The sequence below is a fragment of the Hymenobacter piscis genome, from assembly GCF_018760735.1.
In the GTDB taxonomy this organism is placed as follows: domain Bacteria; phylum Bacteroidota; class Bacteroidia; order Cytophagales; family Hymenobacteraceae; genus Hymenobacter; species Hymenobacter piscis.
Genome location: NZ_JAHHZN010000014.1, coordinates 1 through 15,019 on the forward strand (window position 1 = coordinate 1; position 15,019 = coordinate 15,019).

The following is a 15,019-nucleotide window of genomic DNA, read 5'->3' on the forward strand; positions in this document are numbered from 1 at the left end:
TGCTTGTAGTAGGTCGTCAGCAGCTGCACGCTGGCCAGGAAGAGGTTGCCGCCGTTGGTGGTCACGGTGGGGGAGTACCGGCACACCGGCCGAACGGACCGGGCGGCTTTGTCGCCGGCGCGGGTGCCGTTATTCTGATACAGGAACTGCTGCAGCGGCTGGGGTCGGCAGTGACTATCCTGTTGGAGGCCCTGCGTGAATAGTCCGTTTGCCTCGGCCGGTTGGGCCGTTGGGAGTAACAGCTTCCGGATTCCAGCCAGTAGCCGGCTCAGCGTGGCATCCGCGTAGTCCTTCTTGCCGCGCTGCCGGCGCGTAAAGATGCTCTGGCCGGTATCCTCCAGATCCAGGCACTGTTCAACGCCGTTCCAGCGGGGCAACCCGCCTTTGCCGTGCCGGTCGTGGGTCGGGGCCGGCCAGCTGATAGGGATGCCGGCGCGGGTGAAAATCCCGAAGTACCGGACCCGGCTTTGCGGGGTGCCGTAGTTCGCCGCATCGAGCAGGCGGCATTCGTAGTTGACGTACCCCATGCCTTTGAGCGTGGCCACCCACCGGCGGTAATACTCGCCCTTCCGGCTTTTGACCGGCACGTACACCGGCTCCGGCTTTCCATCGGCTCCTTTCCGGTACACGATATGCCCTTTTTTGTCGCGCTTGGGCTCGGTCGGGCCCCAGTTGCGGAACTCCTTCACGTTTTCAATCATCAGGCACTTGGCATCGGCCGCCAGCGCAAAGCGGGGTAACTCCTCGGGTAGGGCCCGCTCCTGCTCGTCGCAGCTCATGCCGCCCCGGGCAATGCTATGGTGGGTGCAACTGGGCGAGGCCCAGATAATGTCGGCTTTGCCCAGGTCGAACTCATTGGTCGCCCGCACGTCCGCGCAGAAGTGGCGGGTAGTCGGGTTGTTGACTTTGTGGGTGGCCACGCACGTCGCGTTGTGGTTCAGCATGGCGGCCACGTCGTAGCCACCCGCCCGCTTCAGGCCCAGACTGCCCCCGCCGCACCCGCCGTAGTGGTCGTGCAGCCGTAAGCGGAACCCGGCCCGTAGCAGCTGTGCCACCGCTTCGAGCCCTTTCAGGTGAGAAATGGTCAGGGTTTTCATCTACGCGGCCAGTTGCAGTTCCGCGGCCGGGGCCGCAATCCAGGTTACCAGCTGGTCGATGCTCCATCCCCGGCGCACCTGGTGCCAGCGGGCGGCCAGTTGGCCGAGGCGGTCGGCCGACAATTCCCACAACAACGCCCGCACCCGGCGAATCTGCCGGGCTTGGTGCCGCCGCCAGTTCTGCCAGCGGTGAAACTCTACGTGGCTGACGTGTTCCAGCTGCTGGTGCTCATCCTGCCAGCGGCCCAGCTCAGCCCGCAGGGACTGGGCGGCTCCCTCGCGGCGCACGGCCTGCCGGGCGGCCGTGCGGCCTTTGGTTCGCAGATGGGCAGGGCGGCTGCCACCGGCCAGCAATACACAGAATGAAACACCGTGAACGGTGACGCTGAAAGCGGGTAGGGTTGAGGCACGTAACATGGGCAATGGGGGATAAAGGGTTACAAATCGTATTTCCAGCGGAGGTAGCGCACGTAATGCACCGGGCAGCACCATCCGTAATTGCGCTCTATGCCTTCCAGCCCGCGGGCGTCCTGCTGGTCGTCAGGATGGGCGGGGGCCTGCTGGTCCGGCCAGCGGGGGCGGGGGCAGCAGCGGGGCAGAGGTCGGGGCCGCTCGTGGGCAGGGACAGGGGGCGGTAGGGCGAAAAGCTCCCCCTGTTGCCCGGCCCCCATTGAGGGCCGGGCGGGGTGCTGGCTTACTTCTTCTTGGGCTTCCACGTAGTCAGGTCGTAGATGGCTCCCAACCGCTCCTGTAGCTGCTCTTTGAACCCGTCCTGAACTGCGGCCACCTTCATGCGCTTGGCTACGTCCTGCTGGTTCTGCTCGTATTCCAAATCGGCGTTGTGGGTAATCATGGCCCACATCAGCAGGTGCATGGCCGAATCCAGCGTCTGGCAAGTGCGGTTAATCTGGTTGGTCATCCAGTCGCGCTCGGAATATTCCTCTTTGGTGCGCTTCTCCCAGCCGAACGTATCAATCAGGGTCTGTAAGGTCTGCTCGTCCATCGTGCCGCGCCGGGCGCGGAACTTGTCGTCGATTACCACCCGCAGAATGCCGGTAATGTGCTCCGCTGAAACTGCCGCGTCCTCGTTGGTAATCCCGGCCAGCATCCGTTCCATCAGTACCGTTTTTTCCATTTCGGTAGTGGCCCGGCGTTGGCGGTTTTCCCTCATCACCTCGCCCCGCGTGGGCTGGTTGGACGTTACGGCCTTGCCGCTGGGGGCTACCGCAGCAACGCCCTGCAAAATCACACGCTGCTTGTGCCCGGCCTTCGGCCCATCCACATACACGCCCCACACGCCTTCTTTCTTCTTGCGGGTCGTTTCGTACTTACTCGGGGCCAGCCCTTTATCCCCGTAGTAAAAATTACTCAGCAGCACGGCGGGCTGTTCTTCGGTGCTGAGTTCCTGCTGTTTGCGGCTGATTTCGGCGGTCAGCTTCGTGTTCCAGCAAGCCGCGTCTAGGCAGTTGTCTTTCTTGGCAAGCTCGGCAAACAGGACCGTAGCGCACCCGCTACGCTTGGGGCAGTTGCTGCAAGCCCCGGCCTCCGGCACCAGCTCCGCATCCGACAAGGGCCACGGCGCGGCCGACAGTACCCGGTTTTCCTGCTCCAACCACCCTTTCAGGCTGGAATGTTGCAGCGAGTACCGCCCGCCCCACTTGTCAAACAGCCGCTTCTGCACGTCGAGGGGCCAGCGGGCCAGTTCCTCCGCGCTACTCAGGGTTACCAGTCCGTCATACACGCCTTTCGTCCACTCAGCGGCCAGCTCCGTCAGCCCGCGCCGCTGGGCCACCCAGCGGGTGTCCTTACCCAGCATGGCGGCGACTTCCTGATACGTGCGGCCCGGCTCCCCCTCGCGCCCGGCCAGCAGCTGGGCCACGGCGGCGGCTTCATCCAGCGGGTGGGGGTTGCTGCGGTGCAGGTTCTCCACGATACGGGCGGCTTCGGCCTCCTGCTCGGTCATATCCAGCACCATTGCCCGAATCGTGGGCCACTCTAGCACCAGCTCGTGGGCGGCGAAGCGGCTAAAGCCCGCAGTCAGGGCGTAATTCTTGCCCTCAATCGGCTCCGGCAACCGGCGCATGGGCACGGCGTGAATCAGCCCACCCGTTGCGCGGATGCCCTCGGCCAACGATTCCAGGTCGGCCCGGTTCAGCTTCTCGCGCCGCTCCCGGTAGTTGAACGGCAGGTACACGTCGGAAAGGGGTACGTCCAGCAATTCGGCGGCGGCGCGGGTCGGCTGCTCGGCGGGCTGAACCGCCTCCGGCTGGGCCTCGTCGCCCCGTACTACGTTCATCACGGCTTCGGCTTCGGTGCCTTCGGTCAACAAAAGAGGTGCTGCGCTCATGGTGCTGATTATTGAGTTGTTGTTTAGTATTTATACGTTGATAACGTCTATTTTGATTCAATAATTGCATCAAAAAACAGATTATTTTCAGTATCTCGCCGCCTAAAAATTTTCTCCCCAACCGCCCCGATTTTCGCGCCGGGAGAGAAAAAAATAGGGGGCTAGGCCCCCTCGGTATAAGTTTCCAGTACCGCTTTGCACGTCCTGCTTCCCATAATGCGCCGGGCTCCTTCCGTGTCGAGGGGGGCTACGCGTTGGCGTTCCACCCGGCCAACAATCTCCTGGGCATCGCCGCCGATACGTTCAGCCACGCGGGCGGCAAACAGGCTTACGTCCCGGTCGCCTCGGGCCGTGTTGCACTTCATGCAGCAGGTAATCAGGTTGGTGGCCTTGTGGGTGCTGGCCGGCTGGCTGCGGGGCACGATGTGGTCAAGGGCCAGTTTTACGCCGGATTCTACGCCGGCACCGCAATAGGCGCAGGCCAGTCCATCGCGCAGGTAGATAGCCAGGCGCTTATGCTGGCTAATCCAATTCATGCCGTGCCATACGGGAGTGGACGAAGCGGCGGCGGCGGCGGGGGCGGAGGCGGTATTTTTTTTCATAATAAAATCTTTATTGTTTGACTTACAATAGGTTATACGTTTACTGCCGTGTTTTTGATTCAATAATTATATCAAAATAAGTTGTATTTTGCCGAACCTTACCTTTCTCCCAACCGCCCCTTATTTCCGCTCTTTTATGGCTCCATTATCCGGTTATCGAACCAGTTATAATACAATATGCTACAGCCTTAAAAAGTCAGATGCCCCCGCGGGCCTCCCCTTCGCCAGTTACTTGGTGCTGGACAGCCCGCCTCGTCCGTTTGTGTCGATGGCCGGCTGGCAGATGGAAGCGGAGCCGGGTCTGTGGCTGGATATTTTTAACAATGGCCCGTTGCCGGCCCAGCTTGATCAGCTGTCCGGGCAGCTATGGATTCCAACCTGGCCGAAAGAGGGCTGGATTCTGGAAGGGATTATGCAACCCGAGTACCTGGTACGCAAGCCTGATGAGCAGGCCGTACCATGGGCCTCGCTGGCTACCTCGTGGTGGGGCATTATTCGCGCGAATAAGGATCAATATCAGCAGTTCATCCAGCTGTCCGCGGTGCCGGTGCCGACTTCTCTTTCCATGCTGGATTTAAAGCTGCTCACGTCCAGGGAAAGCCGCTACGGAGTCTATGAGCATCTGAATACCGGCGCCTACTACATCAGCTACGTGCTGCCGACTGAGTTTTTTCAGGAATACCTGGCCGGACCCTACACAATTGACGAACTGGTTAAGACCGGCAATCGAATTTTCCTGCGTCGCACGGGTATTGATACCGTGCTCGAAATGCTGGAAAAAAAGGGCCCTCAGAACGCATCGAGTAAAAAAAAAGTAGCTGAAAAGGTGTAAAATCAGCCCCAAATTGGGAACGTGGGAAAGCATAATGGGAGCAAACGAGTACCCGGGGTTCCAGGCAATCAGCTTACCTTGTCGCACCGGAGCAGACATCCAGCAATGGAATTCAGCACCGCTGAAGACCGGTAAGAACTATTCCCAGATCCCCGCACCTACGCCCTTTTCCACAACCAAAGCAAACTACAAAAGCCCCGCATGTCTGCTGCGGGGCTTTTCGTGCAAAGTGGGAAGACGTGGCTTATTAATTAAAAGACGTTCGTAGTAGCGGAGGCAACGGGCGTTGCAGCGGGCTGGAGTTCAGGTGGATGGTTGAGGCAGCCATCATCTGCCACAGGGGCAGGACAGAATCTTCCACCACCGCTAATGGCAACAAAGCGGCTGGCAGCTCCTCCATTTGCTTTTGCACGGCCGCCCGCAACGCCCCGGCCCATTCCGCCCCGGCCGTTACCTCCCGTAAAGCGCTCACCCGACCGGTATTGGTATCTACCAGGATCAGCAGCACGTTGCAGCCCTCGCTGGTCATCCACCGCTCCAGATGCTCATCCCGCTCCACCGGCAGCCGGGGGATTGCATCAAAGCAGCACATGCCTTCCACCTGCAGTACCAGGTGCGTTAGTTTCTGCTTGCCTTGGTACACGACCATGTTCAAGTCGTGGGTTGCCCAGCTCACTTTATCCTCCTCGGGCAACGGCGTGAAATACACCACCTGCAGCAACGTCTCACTATCTTCTATCGGCAGATAGGCTATGGCCCCTTCCTCGCCGGCCGGCAAGCTCAACGGACGCTTATACGGATAGGGGTGGCCCACTTGCAGGAGGTTTTCGGCGGAAGTGTCGGAAGGCAGATAAGTCAACATGGAATTAGACGTTAAGCAGAGAGTATATGGACGTTCAAAACGCGTTGCAATAACTGGTCCACTGGGATGCCGACCAGTTCGCCAAACAGCTTCAACTGAGCGCAGGTGAACTCCCGGCCCTGCAGCGGCAGCTGTGTCATCTCCGTAGGTGGCAGGGCTACGGTCAGCACCCATTCCAGCAACTCGCTGGCAGGTCGGTTAAGCAGCTGCGCCAACTGCTCAATCTGCGTGCAGGTCAGGCGCCCAGGCTCCGCCAGACGGGATTTCAACGTGCGCATGTCCGTTATGCCCAGCTGCTCGCGCGTTTTGCGCAGCGATACCCGGTGGGCGACCAGAATTGCTTCCAGGTCTGGCATTTCCTGCAGGCTTGCTGGGTTCTGATGAGGTACTTGTTTACGCGGCATGAGCAGTGGGATAAGTCCCGAAGATACGGCGGCTGGTAAGAAGACGTCCGGCCAGGCCTGGCGCAGCTCCTCACCGGCCGCTTGCAGAATTGGCCGGCGGTACCGCAGCAAGCTGAACTCCTGGCGCTCGGTGCTGGCAAAGAACACCTGGCGCATCTGCTCGAGGCGAACCAAGCCACCCTGGATTGGCTGCTCACTTAGCAACAGCTGCAGTGGCTGGCCGCTCAAGTCGAAGTCCTGCCCGAGTTTGGTGGCCAGGGCCTCCAGCACCGCCGGCAACTGAGCCTCGCCGGCGTGGCGGCCGTCAACTCCTCGGGGCCGCTCGGCCAGGACCAGTATCATGGCCCCGTCACTGGTCCGGCTAAGCAGAATACGGCTCAGCCAACGCTCTTCCCGCTCATCCGGGAAAGGGTAGGTTTCAAATAGTACACTATCGGTAGCCATGGATGGGGTAAATTAAGATGTCCAGTAGCGGACTCAGGATGTAGTACGCAAGCAAGGTACAAAGTGTTGTAATGGATTACAACACTTTGTACCTTGCCCCCGTACAGCTACTCAGAAAGCCGGACCTGCCTCTACGGATTCAGCAGTGGCCATTTGCCTTGCCTACAGGAAATAAATATTACTTTTAGGCGAGTTTTTGAATAGTTTTGCCGCAGATTTTCACTTGGCGGTAAAGTTCTGCAGCCGTTCGCTTCGTGGGTCTCGGCCCTTCTTTGCTCCTATTGCACTTTTTCTGCATTGCGCTAAAGTGCCCTTCCGCCTCCAGCACGCACACCTATCCGCTTTCGTCGTGTTGTTTCACTATTCCATTGTTTCCCGTGCATTTCATTCGTCACACTCTCGCCCTGGCCGGACTACTGTGCGCTCTGCAGGCTCCTGCCCAACACGCTCCCGCAATTGATACCACCCGCCAGGTGCACCTGGCCAACGTGGACGTATCCCCGGCCGCGGCCGATACGAAAGGGTGGCTGCTGCTCGATGAAGGAATCAAGCTGGAGCTGGAAGGCGCCATGCACAACCTTTACAACTTCCACTACGACCGAGCGGAAAAGCAATTTCGAAGCCTGCGCCGGCGCTACCCCCAGCACCCGATGCCCTATTTCCTGATGGGCCTCACCCAGTGGTGGAAGATCATGCCCAGCAACGTCACCAACCGGCAGTTTGATAAGGTGTTCTACGCCTACATGGATACGGCCATTGCGAAGGGCGAACGGCTGTACGAGGCGGATGACACGAACTTTGAAGCCAGCTTCCTGCTCTCGGCCGCTTACGGCTTCTCCGCCCGCCTGCACGCGGAACGGCACGACCTACGTAAGGCCACAGTTTACAGCAAACGCGCCCTGGAATACGTGCAACGCAGCCAGCAGGCCAACGGTCTGAGTCCGGAATTCCTCTTCGGCACGGCCCTTTTCAACTACTACGCCGTATCGGTGGCCGACGACTACCCTTTTTTACGGCCCATTCTACTGTTCTTCCCGAAGGGCAACCGTACGCTGGGCCTGCAGCAGCTGCGCTCCACGTCGGAGAACGGATTCTACACGGGGGCTGAGGCCAGCTTTTTCCTGATGAAGATCCTGGCCAGCCCCAAAGAGAACGACGAGGCCGGGGCCCTGCGCATCGCGCGCCGGCTGGTGACCACGTATCCCGACAATGCCTACTTCCAGCGCTACTATGCGCTGCTGTGCTTCAATCAGGGCGAGTTCCGGGAGTGCGAGCGGGTCAGCCTCAACATCCTGGACAAGCTGAACCAGGGCCAAGCCGGCTACGAGTCCTTCAGCGGCCGGTATGCCACCTACTACCTGGGCTGGGTCCAGCAAACCAAATACAAGAACCTGTCGAAGGCCCGCGACTATTACCAGCGGTGCATTGTGTTCTCCGAGCTGACGGAGATGACCAAGGGCGGGTACTACCTCTACGCCAATTATAACCTTGGCCGCATCGCCGAGGCCCAGCAGGATCTGCGCGCCGCCCACCACTACTACCAGACGGTGCTGAAGCAGGCTGACCGTTCTTCCTCCATGTATTCGACGGCGAAAGCCTTTCTGCGTCAGCATCGAGCTACCCGCCTGACCGACGCCGCGCCCGCCAGCTACTCCGCCCGCTGATATCCGCTCCTGCCCCGTCCTGTGCCATTGTCGTAGCACCCTACCGAATGGTAGGTGGCCCGCATTCCTCACCTTGATGCCATTATCATGTCTCTGCTCGAACGCATCGTCAGCGAGCTCCCCGTCAGCGCCGGCCTCCGCCAGGAGCTGACCAGCCCCACCGTATTACGAAAGCATGCCCTGTATCTGCGGCTACCGCACTTGCTGGCGCCCGCCTACCCTTTGGTTAGTCCGGAGCAGCTGGAACAGCTCTCCGTCTTCGGGTACTTCTACTTCCGATTCCTGGTGGCCTTCGATCAGATGCTTGATCAGACGGCCTCGACGACTCGCCCGGAAGAGGAAACCGAGCGGATGATTGAATTTTGTTCGGTATACGAGGCGGCCATTCGGGGCTTGTGCTCCCTGTTTCCGGAATCGGCCCCGTTCTGGGCCCACCTGAACCGGTGCAAGCAGCAGTACGCCGGCAGCAACCGGCAGGAAAAGCGGCTGGCTGCGACCCGCCCACCCATCACGGCCACCATGTTCGAGGAACTGGCCGCCGGCAAGTCCGCCGTTTGCTTTGCCATGGTACATGCCCTGGAAGAACTCAGCGGCCAGCCTGAACATAGCTCCCAGCTCCTGGCTTGCCTGCGGCACGTCCACATCGGCCTGCAGTGTCTCGACGACGTGGACGATTTCGTGCAGGATCTGGCCAACGGGCAATACACGTTCGCCCACTACCTCACCTACCAGGTATACCGGGCCCAGGCCGGGGCCGACGCGCCCGCGCTGGCCCCGCATGAACTGGAGTTACTGTTCCACTCCTCGCGCACGGCCTATGCCCTGTACGGACGCGCTCAGCACCATTTCGACCTGGCCCGGCAGATAGGCCAGGACCTGCGGCTACCGGAGCTAACCGCCGTGGCCGGCCAGCTGGGCATGAGTGCGCGCCGGCAGCAGCACCAGGCCTCGCTGCACGCCGACATTCATGCCCAACGTCAGCTGAAAAGCTTCCACCTATTTTTTCCCGACCGCCCCTGCTTTACTCCCTCGCTGATACCTGGCGCCGTAGGGCGCGGTAAACAGCAGCTCAGTGGCAGCCGCAGCCCACAGAGCCGATGGGTGGACCTGCTCACCGATCAAGCGGATACGCAGTACCTGGTAACGGCCTTCGCCGCGGCCTTGCTCAGCGAGGGGCAGGACCGGCATACGGCCCTGGTCGTGGAAGCGTCTGATAGCTTGTTTCCGATCGAGCAGCAGCCAGCGGGCCTGCTGCCCGGCCTCTCGCTGGGCCTTGGTCTTTCGCTGCAGAAAATATGCAGCGGCCATCAGCCGGATTCAGCTCCCCGGGCCTGGCTGGACTACCAGAACGCGGATGGTGGCTGGGTGGCTTACCGTGACGTGCCCGCCGTGCGTCGGCAGTTGGGCGGTGGGGAAGAAAGGGATATCAGCGGCTGGACGGCGGCCCACGCCTGCACCACAGCCCTGAACGCGTGGGCGCTCCGCCGGTTTCCTGCCTGCGCGGGTGTATATACGGCCTCCTGCGCGTGGCTGCTGAGTCAGCAGCTGCCGGATGGCCGCTGGCAGGCTTACTGGTGGTCCAGTGAGATACTGAGTACGGCATTTGCGGTACTGGCCTTGCAGGATAATTCTGTCTACCGGCCGGCCATTGAACGTGCCTGCGCCTGGCTCCGCAACAGCCAGTCGCTTGAGGGCTCCTGGTACGTTCTGGGTCAGCCCAGCGCCTTTTACACGGCTTTGGCGCTCCAGGCCCTGACCGCGACGCCCGATGCGGAAAACCTGCCGGCGGCTGAAGCGGCCGCGGCCTGGCTGATCGGACAACAGCGGACCGATGGGAGCTGGCTGGCGTCCCCGCTGCTGCGCCTGCCGGAACCGGCGTGCGGGGAGCTGACCTCGGAAACGCGCTGGAAAGTCTCCCCCTTCGGCTTCAACGTGTTGCTGGCTGACCACAACCGCGTGCTGACCACGGCCGCGGCGTGCCGGGCGCTGCGGGCTTACCACTGCTGGCAGGTAGTGCAACAAGCGGCCTGATGCTGGTACCGGAAATTGAAATCACACCATTCGGAGACGGCCGCTGGGTACTACGCACCCCCAGCGGCCGTCATGCGTTGCTCAGCAGCCATAGCTACCGCCTGCTCCAGCTGCTGCACCATTCCAATCCGGATACGGCCCTGCAGTGCTTCAATGCGGAATTCAGCGCTGCCTACTCTCCTGAAGAGTTTTCCAACCTGATTACTGCACAGTTCTCCGGCCTGGGTGTACTGGCCCATGACGCCGCTCCCCCTCGACCAATGCCCCCCGATGCGCTGCCAGTCCGCTGGCAGCTGCTGTCGCCGGCGGTGGCTGGTCGCTTGGCCGTCGGGCTGAAGCCGCTGCTGATTAGCCGGGTCGTACGCTGGTTGCTGCCCGCCCTGTTAGTGCTGAGCCCCTGCGTAGCCTGGCAGGCTACAAACTCGACCGCCGGCATGGCCCCGGCCCAGGGCTGGCTGCTCGTGGGACTGGTGCTGTTCTCGTCGCTGGTGCACGAGCTGGGCCACATTGCCGCCTGCTCCCGGGTAGGCATCCGCCACGGGGGCGTGGGCGTGGGCCTCTACCTGTACCTGCTGCCGGCCTTCTACGCCGACGTAACGGCTATCTGGCAGGCGCTGCCGGCGCAGCGGCTCATTGCCAACGCGGGGGGCATCATTGCGCAGCTGACGTTTGCCTTGCTGTTGGCGGCCGTGGCGACCCTGGGCCACCGGCCCGGGCTGCTGCCGGCGGTGGTTACCATCATCATCCTGGCCTGGTGGCAGTTCAATATTTTCAGCCGCCACGATGGGTACTGGATGCTGGCTGACTTTACCGGTAATCCGCTGCTGCTGGAAAATGCCGTCTCGCAGCTGCAGGCGGCCCGGAAGGGACAATGGCCCCGTACGCGGGCCCAGGGCTGGCTGCTGGCGTACGGAGTGGCCAATGCCCTGTCAACGGGCGTGCTGCTGGCCCTAGCCCTGATACGGTACGGGCATCGGCTGCCGCTGCTGCCGGCGCACCTGGTACACGCCGGGCGGCAACTGCTGGCCGGTCAGTGGCCGCAGCTCAGCCCCGGGGATTTGCCGGCGCTACTGTTTTGCCTGCTGCTGGCCCGCCAGCTGTACGCCTGGGGAAAGCGGGCTGCGGACCGAATCAGGGACGTTTACAAAGTTTAATTATTGTCTAATTAAAAATTATCTTTTGTTTAGTTATTAGATCAACTACTTTTATTCATCGTGTGGCCGGTTGCAGTCCCGTTGTTCCCATGATGCAGCCCTGGCCTAAAGCGGGTAGGCCGGCCAGTTGCCTGATCAGCGCCCGCCATTGTTTCACCTATTCCCTACCCAGCATGAGTAAAACCTCTTGCCCCGAACCCGCTGCCGAGCAGCTGGCCGGCCAGTTCTCCACCGAGCAACTGCCCGGCCGCCTCGAAAACCAGCATTGGGATTCCACCCTGGATACCACCAAGGAGGAAGTACCTGGCCCTCGTCAGGTATAACCCAGTCTACCGCCCGTTAGGACCCACGGCGCACGAGTACGCTTACCCTGTTCTGTTCAGTCACCGGTGCCGGCCCGTGTAGCTGCTGCAGGCAGATTCATTTTTTCAGTTTCACTTTCCATTTATCTCATGGACGCATCTACAAACCAGTTCTCTACGGAAGAACTCCCCGCCCGCCTCGAAAATCAATACTGGTCGAGCTGGGGAAACAGTGACCGGGAAGTCGCTCAACCCACTGCCACCCAAAACTAAGGACCGTTAAGGTCCTCCGTGGGCGGGTCCTTAACGTGGTTGTGGTCAGGACCTGCCCGCCAGGATAGAAAAAGCACCGGTCTGTGGTCCGGTGCTTTTTCTGATTTTACGCCTTTCCCTACCTGCCCATCTGCTCGCACAGCGCCATGAAAAGATTCTTGCTATATGCCGGCGCATTTGCTGGCCTTATCTGGTTACTGGCCAGGTATGGTCCCACACATAGCCCCGCGTATTACGGGGCTGCCTCGCCGGCCTACATCCCCCAACCGCCCGCCTCATTCGACCACCCGGCCGATAGTGCTGCAACTCGCTGATGGGCACTTGCCCTTGGCCTCGTCGACTGGGATTTGCCTAATTTGGTCTTTCTTTCACCGACTCCTGCAGGCATGGTCCCCGTTACCAGCATTCCTACCGAAACCCTCTATAAGTTCTTAACTATCGGCTCCATTCTGGCAATCCTGGCCAGCTCCGTCCTCTTCGTGAACCAGTGGCAGAAAACCAGCCAGCTGGATATTAAATATGCTACTGCCATCCGACTATACGAGCATAAGCAGGCCATTACAGAGCGGGAGCGTAAAGAGCTGCTTCGAGAGATGAAATTCGACTCGGCCCAGCAGAAAGCTATGCGTCAGGTCAGAACCTTGGCAAATAGGCTAGCCAAGAAGCAGGGATGGCCGGCCATGAAAGAATTCAGCGTCACTTTCGACAACATACACTTCACGGATGAGTCGAAGTACAACGAATATCTAGACAAGCTGCAGGCGAAAAGCGCCGCCAATTTCAACAAGAAGCTGGAGGCGCTCAACCAGGTCGTGGAGAAGTCGAACGAGGAAGCTATTCGCCTGGGTGAGCAAAGTCAGTTGCTGGAGCAGAATTCGTATTACCTGGGCGCCATAACCGCCTTGTGGCTGGGCCTCGTGTTCATCAGTGCCAAGGCCCTGCGCTACGGCATTCGCAAATGGCACGAGATGCAGACTGTCAATGATGAGCTGATGCGCATGCAGCTGCGCAAAGCAACTGCTGAAGCGGCTGAAGTTACCCCAGCTACCACGACTGAGACTGAATCCACTCAACCGGCCGCGTAGTGATTTAGTAACCAATACTATCTTGCACCCGTTGCAAAGGTCGGGCGGCAGCAGGTGTGTTTAAGTCCGCCCGTAATGAAAATCCCCGCTCCTGGCGGGGATTTTCGCTTTCTGACCTACGTACTTACCGGGTCGGGTTCCGCTGAAATTGCTTCTGCCGGGCCCGGAGGGCTTTAAGTTTCTGTTTGCCCTGACTTTGCAGCGTGATGACCAAGTTCCTTTCTCCCGAAGGGCGTTTGATCTCCACCTGTTCGGGTTGGTGCTCTGGAAAGGATACAACCAGGGTAATGGGCTCGTCGGCTTCGACCGGCACCAGAAAAAAGCCCTCCGAATTGGTGCTGGCGGTGCTGAGTTTGTTGCCGCTTACCTCAACCGTGGCGCCGGCCAGGGGCTGGCCGGTACTGCTGAATACAACGCCCGTGAGGGATACTTTGCCCGTGTTGGAGGCCGTGAGTACCGGCGTGTCCTGAGCGCACGCTACTTGGCCCATAAAGGGAGTCAGGCTGCTCAAAATGAAACCGAAAATTGCGGAACGAAGCTGATGGTTATGTACGATACGCATTACAAAGATGGATTTCAGAGTACGTGAAGTATTGAGGCAATTTTCACCGGCTACGGAAGCAAATAGCACACCACGACTATAGGAGTAGGGTGCAGCTACGCTGCCTGGGCCAGTGGCTGATGAATACTGGAAAACAAGTCGAGCTGCACACTGATGGTGCGCACCGGTGCGCGCTGGGGCTGGGGCTGCGGCTGGGGTGGTCCGGATACTGGCCGGCGAGTGCCCCGCCGGGTATCATAGTCCAGTCGTACCCGGGCTTTGGTTTTGGCAAAGCTCCAGCGCCGGGCCTTCGGGGTTTGCCAGCAGCTAAGCCCGGCATCCTGCAGCAGGTTGGGTAACGCCCGGGTCTGGCGGGTCCGGTTCTCGGCCTGCACGGCGCAGCCGTCGGGCCGGTTGTTCATGGTGCGCTGGGTCACCATCAGGTCCCCGCACGCTGGCGCGCGGGGACCGGTTTCGACGGTTAGGTAAAGCCATTGTTTCGATGGCCCACTGTGGATGCGGACCAGGCAACCCAAGTCGGTGGACCAGAAGGCCTCGGTTTTGATGGGTCCGCCACCGTGTGCACCGCTACTCACGCCCGCGTACCACGTCCAACGCGTCGTCGAGCGTATACTTGTTGACCGAGCGAAAGTCGCGGAACTCGCCCGCCGACGTCAGCTCTACCTGGTCCCAGCAGCCGCTGGAGTCGCGGTAAATCACTTTCATTCCGGAAAGGGGCCGGTTTTCCTCCTGGCTGATATCGGCCAGCACGTTGTGAATGTCATTCGTGACCGTTCGGCCCTGGTCCTGGTCGGTAATGCAGATAATGCCGTCCTCGGTAATGTCGTAGATAAACGAGGCCCTGGGTTGATTGCGGGAGCGGTAAAGGCTCATAGTGAAAAGGAATGAGGTGGATACTTAAAGCGGGCGTACTTCCTGCATGATTACCTGGTACTCACTTCCCTGCTGGTCCTTGACCTTCTCACCGTCGAAGAAGCTGAACACCCGGTCAGCATCCTCCCGCTCCACATATTCCAATGTTGCCTCCTCCTGCTGGCCCTGTTTCGGGCCGCTGAGGAAGAGCTTGTGGTACACTACCTGGAACTGGTAGGCCGGCGACTGGATGGCCTGCACGCGGTTGGCTTCGGAGTTCATGGGCAGTTGGGAAGAAGTGGTGGAAATGAGGCAGTATCACCCTGCTTTCTAAGTATATATACGGCAAGCTATCATATTTTGATTCAATTATTAAATCAAAACAACATCTATTTTCATCTGTCTCCCCCTTTCCTCCCCACCGCCCCCTTATAAATCAGGGCATTATATAATATTAACTTACGATTAGTTTTAGTTAATATATAAATGAGGTATTACTTTTATTCAA

General features: G+C 59.9%; 17 protein-coding genes. 6 read left to right on the forward strand and 11 right to left on the reverse strand.

The features are described 5' to 3' along the window. The 5 genes from KLP40_RS14315 to KLP40_RS14335 form a co-directional block, all read right to left on the reverse strand. Window positions 1-1,097, reverse strand: a 1,097-nt coding sequence (locus KLP40_RS14315) for a DNA cytosine methyltransferase (RefSeq protein WP_215594519.1), incomplete at its 3' end; no start/stop codon positions are given. Continuing rightward, window positions 1,098-1,514 carry a hypothetical protein gene (locus tag KLP40_RS14320; RefSeq protein WP_215594520.1) on the reverse strand — a complete coding sequence of 139 codons (417 nt, stop codon included), beginning with the start codon at window positions 1,512-1,514 and terminating at the stop codon, window positions 1,098-1,100. A gap of 20 nt (window positions 1,515-1,534) precedes the next feature. Beyond that, the gene (locus KLP40_RS14325) at window positions 1,535-1,813 is read right to left on the reverse strand and encodes a hypothetical protein (protein WP_215594521.1); all 279 of its coding nucleotides are present in this window, start codon (window positions 1,811-1,813) and stop codon (window positions 1,535-1,537) included. Beyond that, window positions 1,792-3,444, reverse strand: coding sequence for a ParB/RepB/Spo0J family partition protein (locus KLP40_RS14330; RefSeq protein ID WP_215594522.1), 1,653 nt, complete (start codon window positions 3,442-3,444; stop codon window positions 1,792-1,794). The genes KLP40_RS14325 and KLP40_RS14330 overlap by 22 nt, the downstream gene beginning before the upstream one ends. A 161-nt stretch (window positions 3,445-3,605) precedes the next feature. Then, window positions 3,606-4,046, reverse strand: a complete 441-nt coding sequence (locus KLP40_RS14335; RefSeq protein ID WP_215594523.1) for an HNH endonuclease — start codon at window positions 4,044-4,046, stop codon at window positions 3,606-3,608. 136 nt (window positions 4,047-4,182) lie between these two features. Here KLP40_RS14335 and KLP40_RS14340 point away from each other — a divergent pair, with 136 nt between their 5' ends. After that, the gene (locus tag KLP40_RS14340) at window positions 4,183-4,878 is read left to right on the forward strand and encodes a hypothetical protein (protein WP_215594524.1); all 696 of its coding nucleotides are present in this window, start codon (window positions 4,183-4,185) and stop codon (window positions 4,876-4,878) included. A gap of 247 nt (window positions 4,879-5,125) precedes the next feature. Here KLP40_RS14340 and KLP40_RS14345 read toward each other — a convergent pair whose 3' ends face one another. Both KLP40_RS14345 and KLP40_RS14350 read right to left on the reverse strand, forming a co-directional pair. Next, entirely contained in the window at window positions 5,126-5,740 is a 615-nt protein-coding gene (locus KLP40_RS14345; protein ID WP_215594525.1) for a hypothetical protein, read from the reverse strand. 11 nt (window positions 5,741-5,751) lie between these two features. Next, a complete protein-coding gene (locus KLP40_RS14350; RefSeq protein ID WP_215594526.1) occupies window positions 5,752-6,588 on the reverse strand; it encodes a hypothetical protein in 837 nt (278 codons plus the stop codon). Between the two features lie 377 nt (window positions 6,589-6,965). Between KLP40_RS14350 and KLP40_RS14355 the strand changes: the two genes are divergently transcribed. The 5 genes from KLP40_RS14355 (at window position 6,966) to KLP40_RS14375 (ending at window position 13,097) form a co-directional block, all read left to right on the forward strand. After that, the gene (locus tag KLP40_RS14355) at window positions 6,966-8,252 is read left to right on the forward strand and encodes a tetratricopeptide repeat protein (RefSeq protein WP_215594527.1); all 1,287 of its coding nucleotides are present in this window, start codon (window positions 6,966-6,968) and stop codon (window positions 8,250-8,252) included. 87 nt (window positions 8,253-8,339) lie between these two features. Beyond that, window positions 8,340-10,283, forward strand: a complete 1,944-nt coding sequence (locus tag KLP40_RS14360; RefSeq protein WP_215594528.1) for a prenyltransferase/squalene oxidase repeat-containing protein — start codon at window positions 8,340-8,342, stop codon at window positions 10,281-10,283. Next, window positions 10,283-11,437, forward strand: a complete 1,155-nt coding sequence (locus KLP40_RS14365) for a hypothetical protein (protein WP_215594529.1) — start codon at window positions 10,283-10,285, stop codon at window positions 11,435-11,437. The genes KLP40_RS14360 and KLP40_RS14365 overlap by 1 nt, the downstream gene beginning before the upstream one ends. A gap of 173 nt (window positions 11,438-11,610) precedes the next feature. Next, window positions 11,611-11,760 carry a hypothetical protein gene (locus KLP40_RS14370; RefSeq protein WP_215594530.1) on the forward strand — a complete coding sequence of 50 codons (150 nt, stop codon included), beginning with the start codon at window positions 11,611-11,613 and terminating at the stop codon, window positions 11,758-11,760. A gap of 638 nt (window positions 11,761-12,398) precedes the next feature. Further along, window positions 12,399-13,097, forward strand: coding sequence for a hypothetical protein (locus KLP40_RS14375; RefSeq protein WP_215594531.1), 699 nt, complete (start codon window positions 12,399-12,401; stop codon window positions 13,095-13,097). Between the two features lie 124 nt (window positions 13,098-13,221). Here KLP40_RS14375 and KLP40_RS14380 read toward each other — a convergent pair whose 3' ends face one another. The 4 genes from KLP40_RS14380 to KLP40_RS14395 form a co-directional block, all read right to left on the reverse strand. Further along, window positions 13,222-13,728: a carboxypeptidase regulatory-like domain-containing protein gene (locus tag KLP40_RS14380; protein WP_215594532.1), complete on the reverse strand. Its 507-nt coding sequence runs from the start codon at window positions 13,726-13,728 to the stop codon at window positions 13,222-13,224. Window positions 13,729-13,754: 26 nt separating this feature from the next. Continuing rightward, window positions 13,755-14,060, reverse strand: coding sequence for a hypothetical protein (locus KLP40_RS14385; RefSeq protein ID WP_215594533.1), 306 nt, complete (start codon window positions 14,058-14,060; stop codon window positions 13,755-13,757). 166 nt (window positions 14,061-14,226) lie between these two features. Next, entirely contained in the window at window positions 14,227-14,532 is a 306-nt protein-coding gene (locus KLP40_RS14390; RefSeq protein ID WP_215594534.1) for a hypothetical protein, read from the reverse strand. A 24-nt stretch (window positions 14,533-14,556) separates the two neighbouring features. Continuing rightward, window positions 14,557-14,793: a hypothetical protein gene (locus KLP40_RS14395; protein WP_215594535.1), complete on the reverse strand. Its 237-nt coding sequence runs from the start codon at window positions 14,791-14,793 to the stop codon at window positions 14,557-14,559. Window positions 14,794-15,019: the final 226 nt, after the last annotated feature.

What these genes read in the sequence shown, in the direction of transcription:
- KLP40_RS14340 (WP_215594524.1), top strand. Translation starts at nt 4,183, where the DNA reads ATGGCTCCATTATCCGGTTATCGAACCAGTTATAATACAATATGCTAC.
- KLP40_RS14390 (WP_215594534.1), bottom strand. Translation starts at nt 14,532, where the DNA reads ATGAGCCTTTACCGCTCCCGCAATCAACCCAGGGCCTCGTTTATCTAC.
- KLP40_RS14330 (WP_215594522.1), bottom strand. Translation starts at nt 3,444, where the DNA reads ATGAGCGCAGCACCTCTTTTGTTGACCGAAGGCACCGAAGCCGAAGCC.
- KLP40_RS14395 (WP_215594535.1), bottom strand. Translation starts at nt 14,793, where the DNA reads ATGAACTCCGAAGCCAACCGCGTGCAGGCCATCCAGTCGCCGGCCTAC.
- KLP40_RS14345 (WP_215594525.1), bottom strand. Translation starts at nt 5,740, where the DNA reads ATGTTGACTTATCTGCCTTCCGACACTTCCGCCGAAAACCTCCTGCAA.
- KLP40_RS14365 (WP_215594529.1), top strand. Translation starts at nt 10,283, where the DNA reads ATGCTGGTACCGGAAATTGAAATCACACCATTCGGAGACGGCCGCTGG.
- KLP40_RS14350 (WP_215594526.1), bottom strand. Translation starts at nt 6,588, where the DNA reads ATGGCTACCGATAGTGTACTATTTGAAACCTACCCTTTCCCGGATGAG.
- KLP40_RS14385 (WP_215594533.1), bottom strand. Translation starts at nt 14,060, where the DNA reads ATGAACAACCGGCCCGACGGCTGCGCCGTGCAGGCCGAGAACCGGACC.
- KLP40_RS14335 (WP_215594523.1), bottom strand. Translation starts at nt 4,046, where the DNA reads ATGAAAAAAAATACCGCCTCCGCCCCCGCCGCCGCCGCCGCTTCGTCC.
- KLP40_RS14375 (WP_215594531.1), top strand. Translation starts at nt 12,399, where the DNA reads ATGGTCCCCGTTACCAGCATTCCTACCGAAACCCTCTATAAGTTCTTA.
- KLP40_RS14320 (WP_215594520.1), bottom strand. Translation starts at nt 1,514, where the DNA reads ATGTTACGTGCCTCAACCCTACCCGCTTTCAGCGTCACCGTTCACGGT.
- KLP40_RS14370 (WP_215594530.1), top strand. Translation starts at nt 11,611, where the DNA reads ATGAGTAAAACCTCTTGCCCCGAACCCGCTGCCGAGCAGCTGGCCGGC.
- KLP40_RS14360 (WP_215594528.1), top strand. Translation starts at nt 8,340, where the DNA reads ATGTCTCTGCTCGAACGCATCGTCAGCGAGCTCCCCGTCAGCGCCGGC.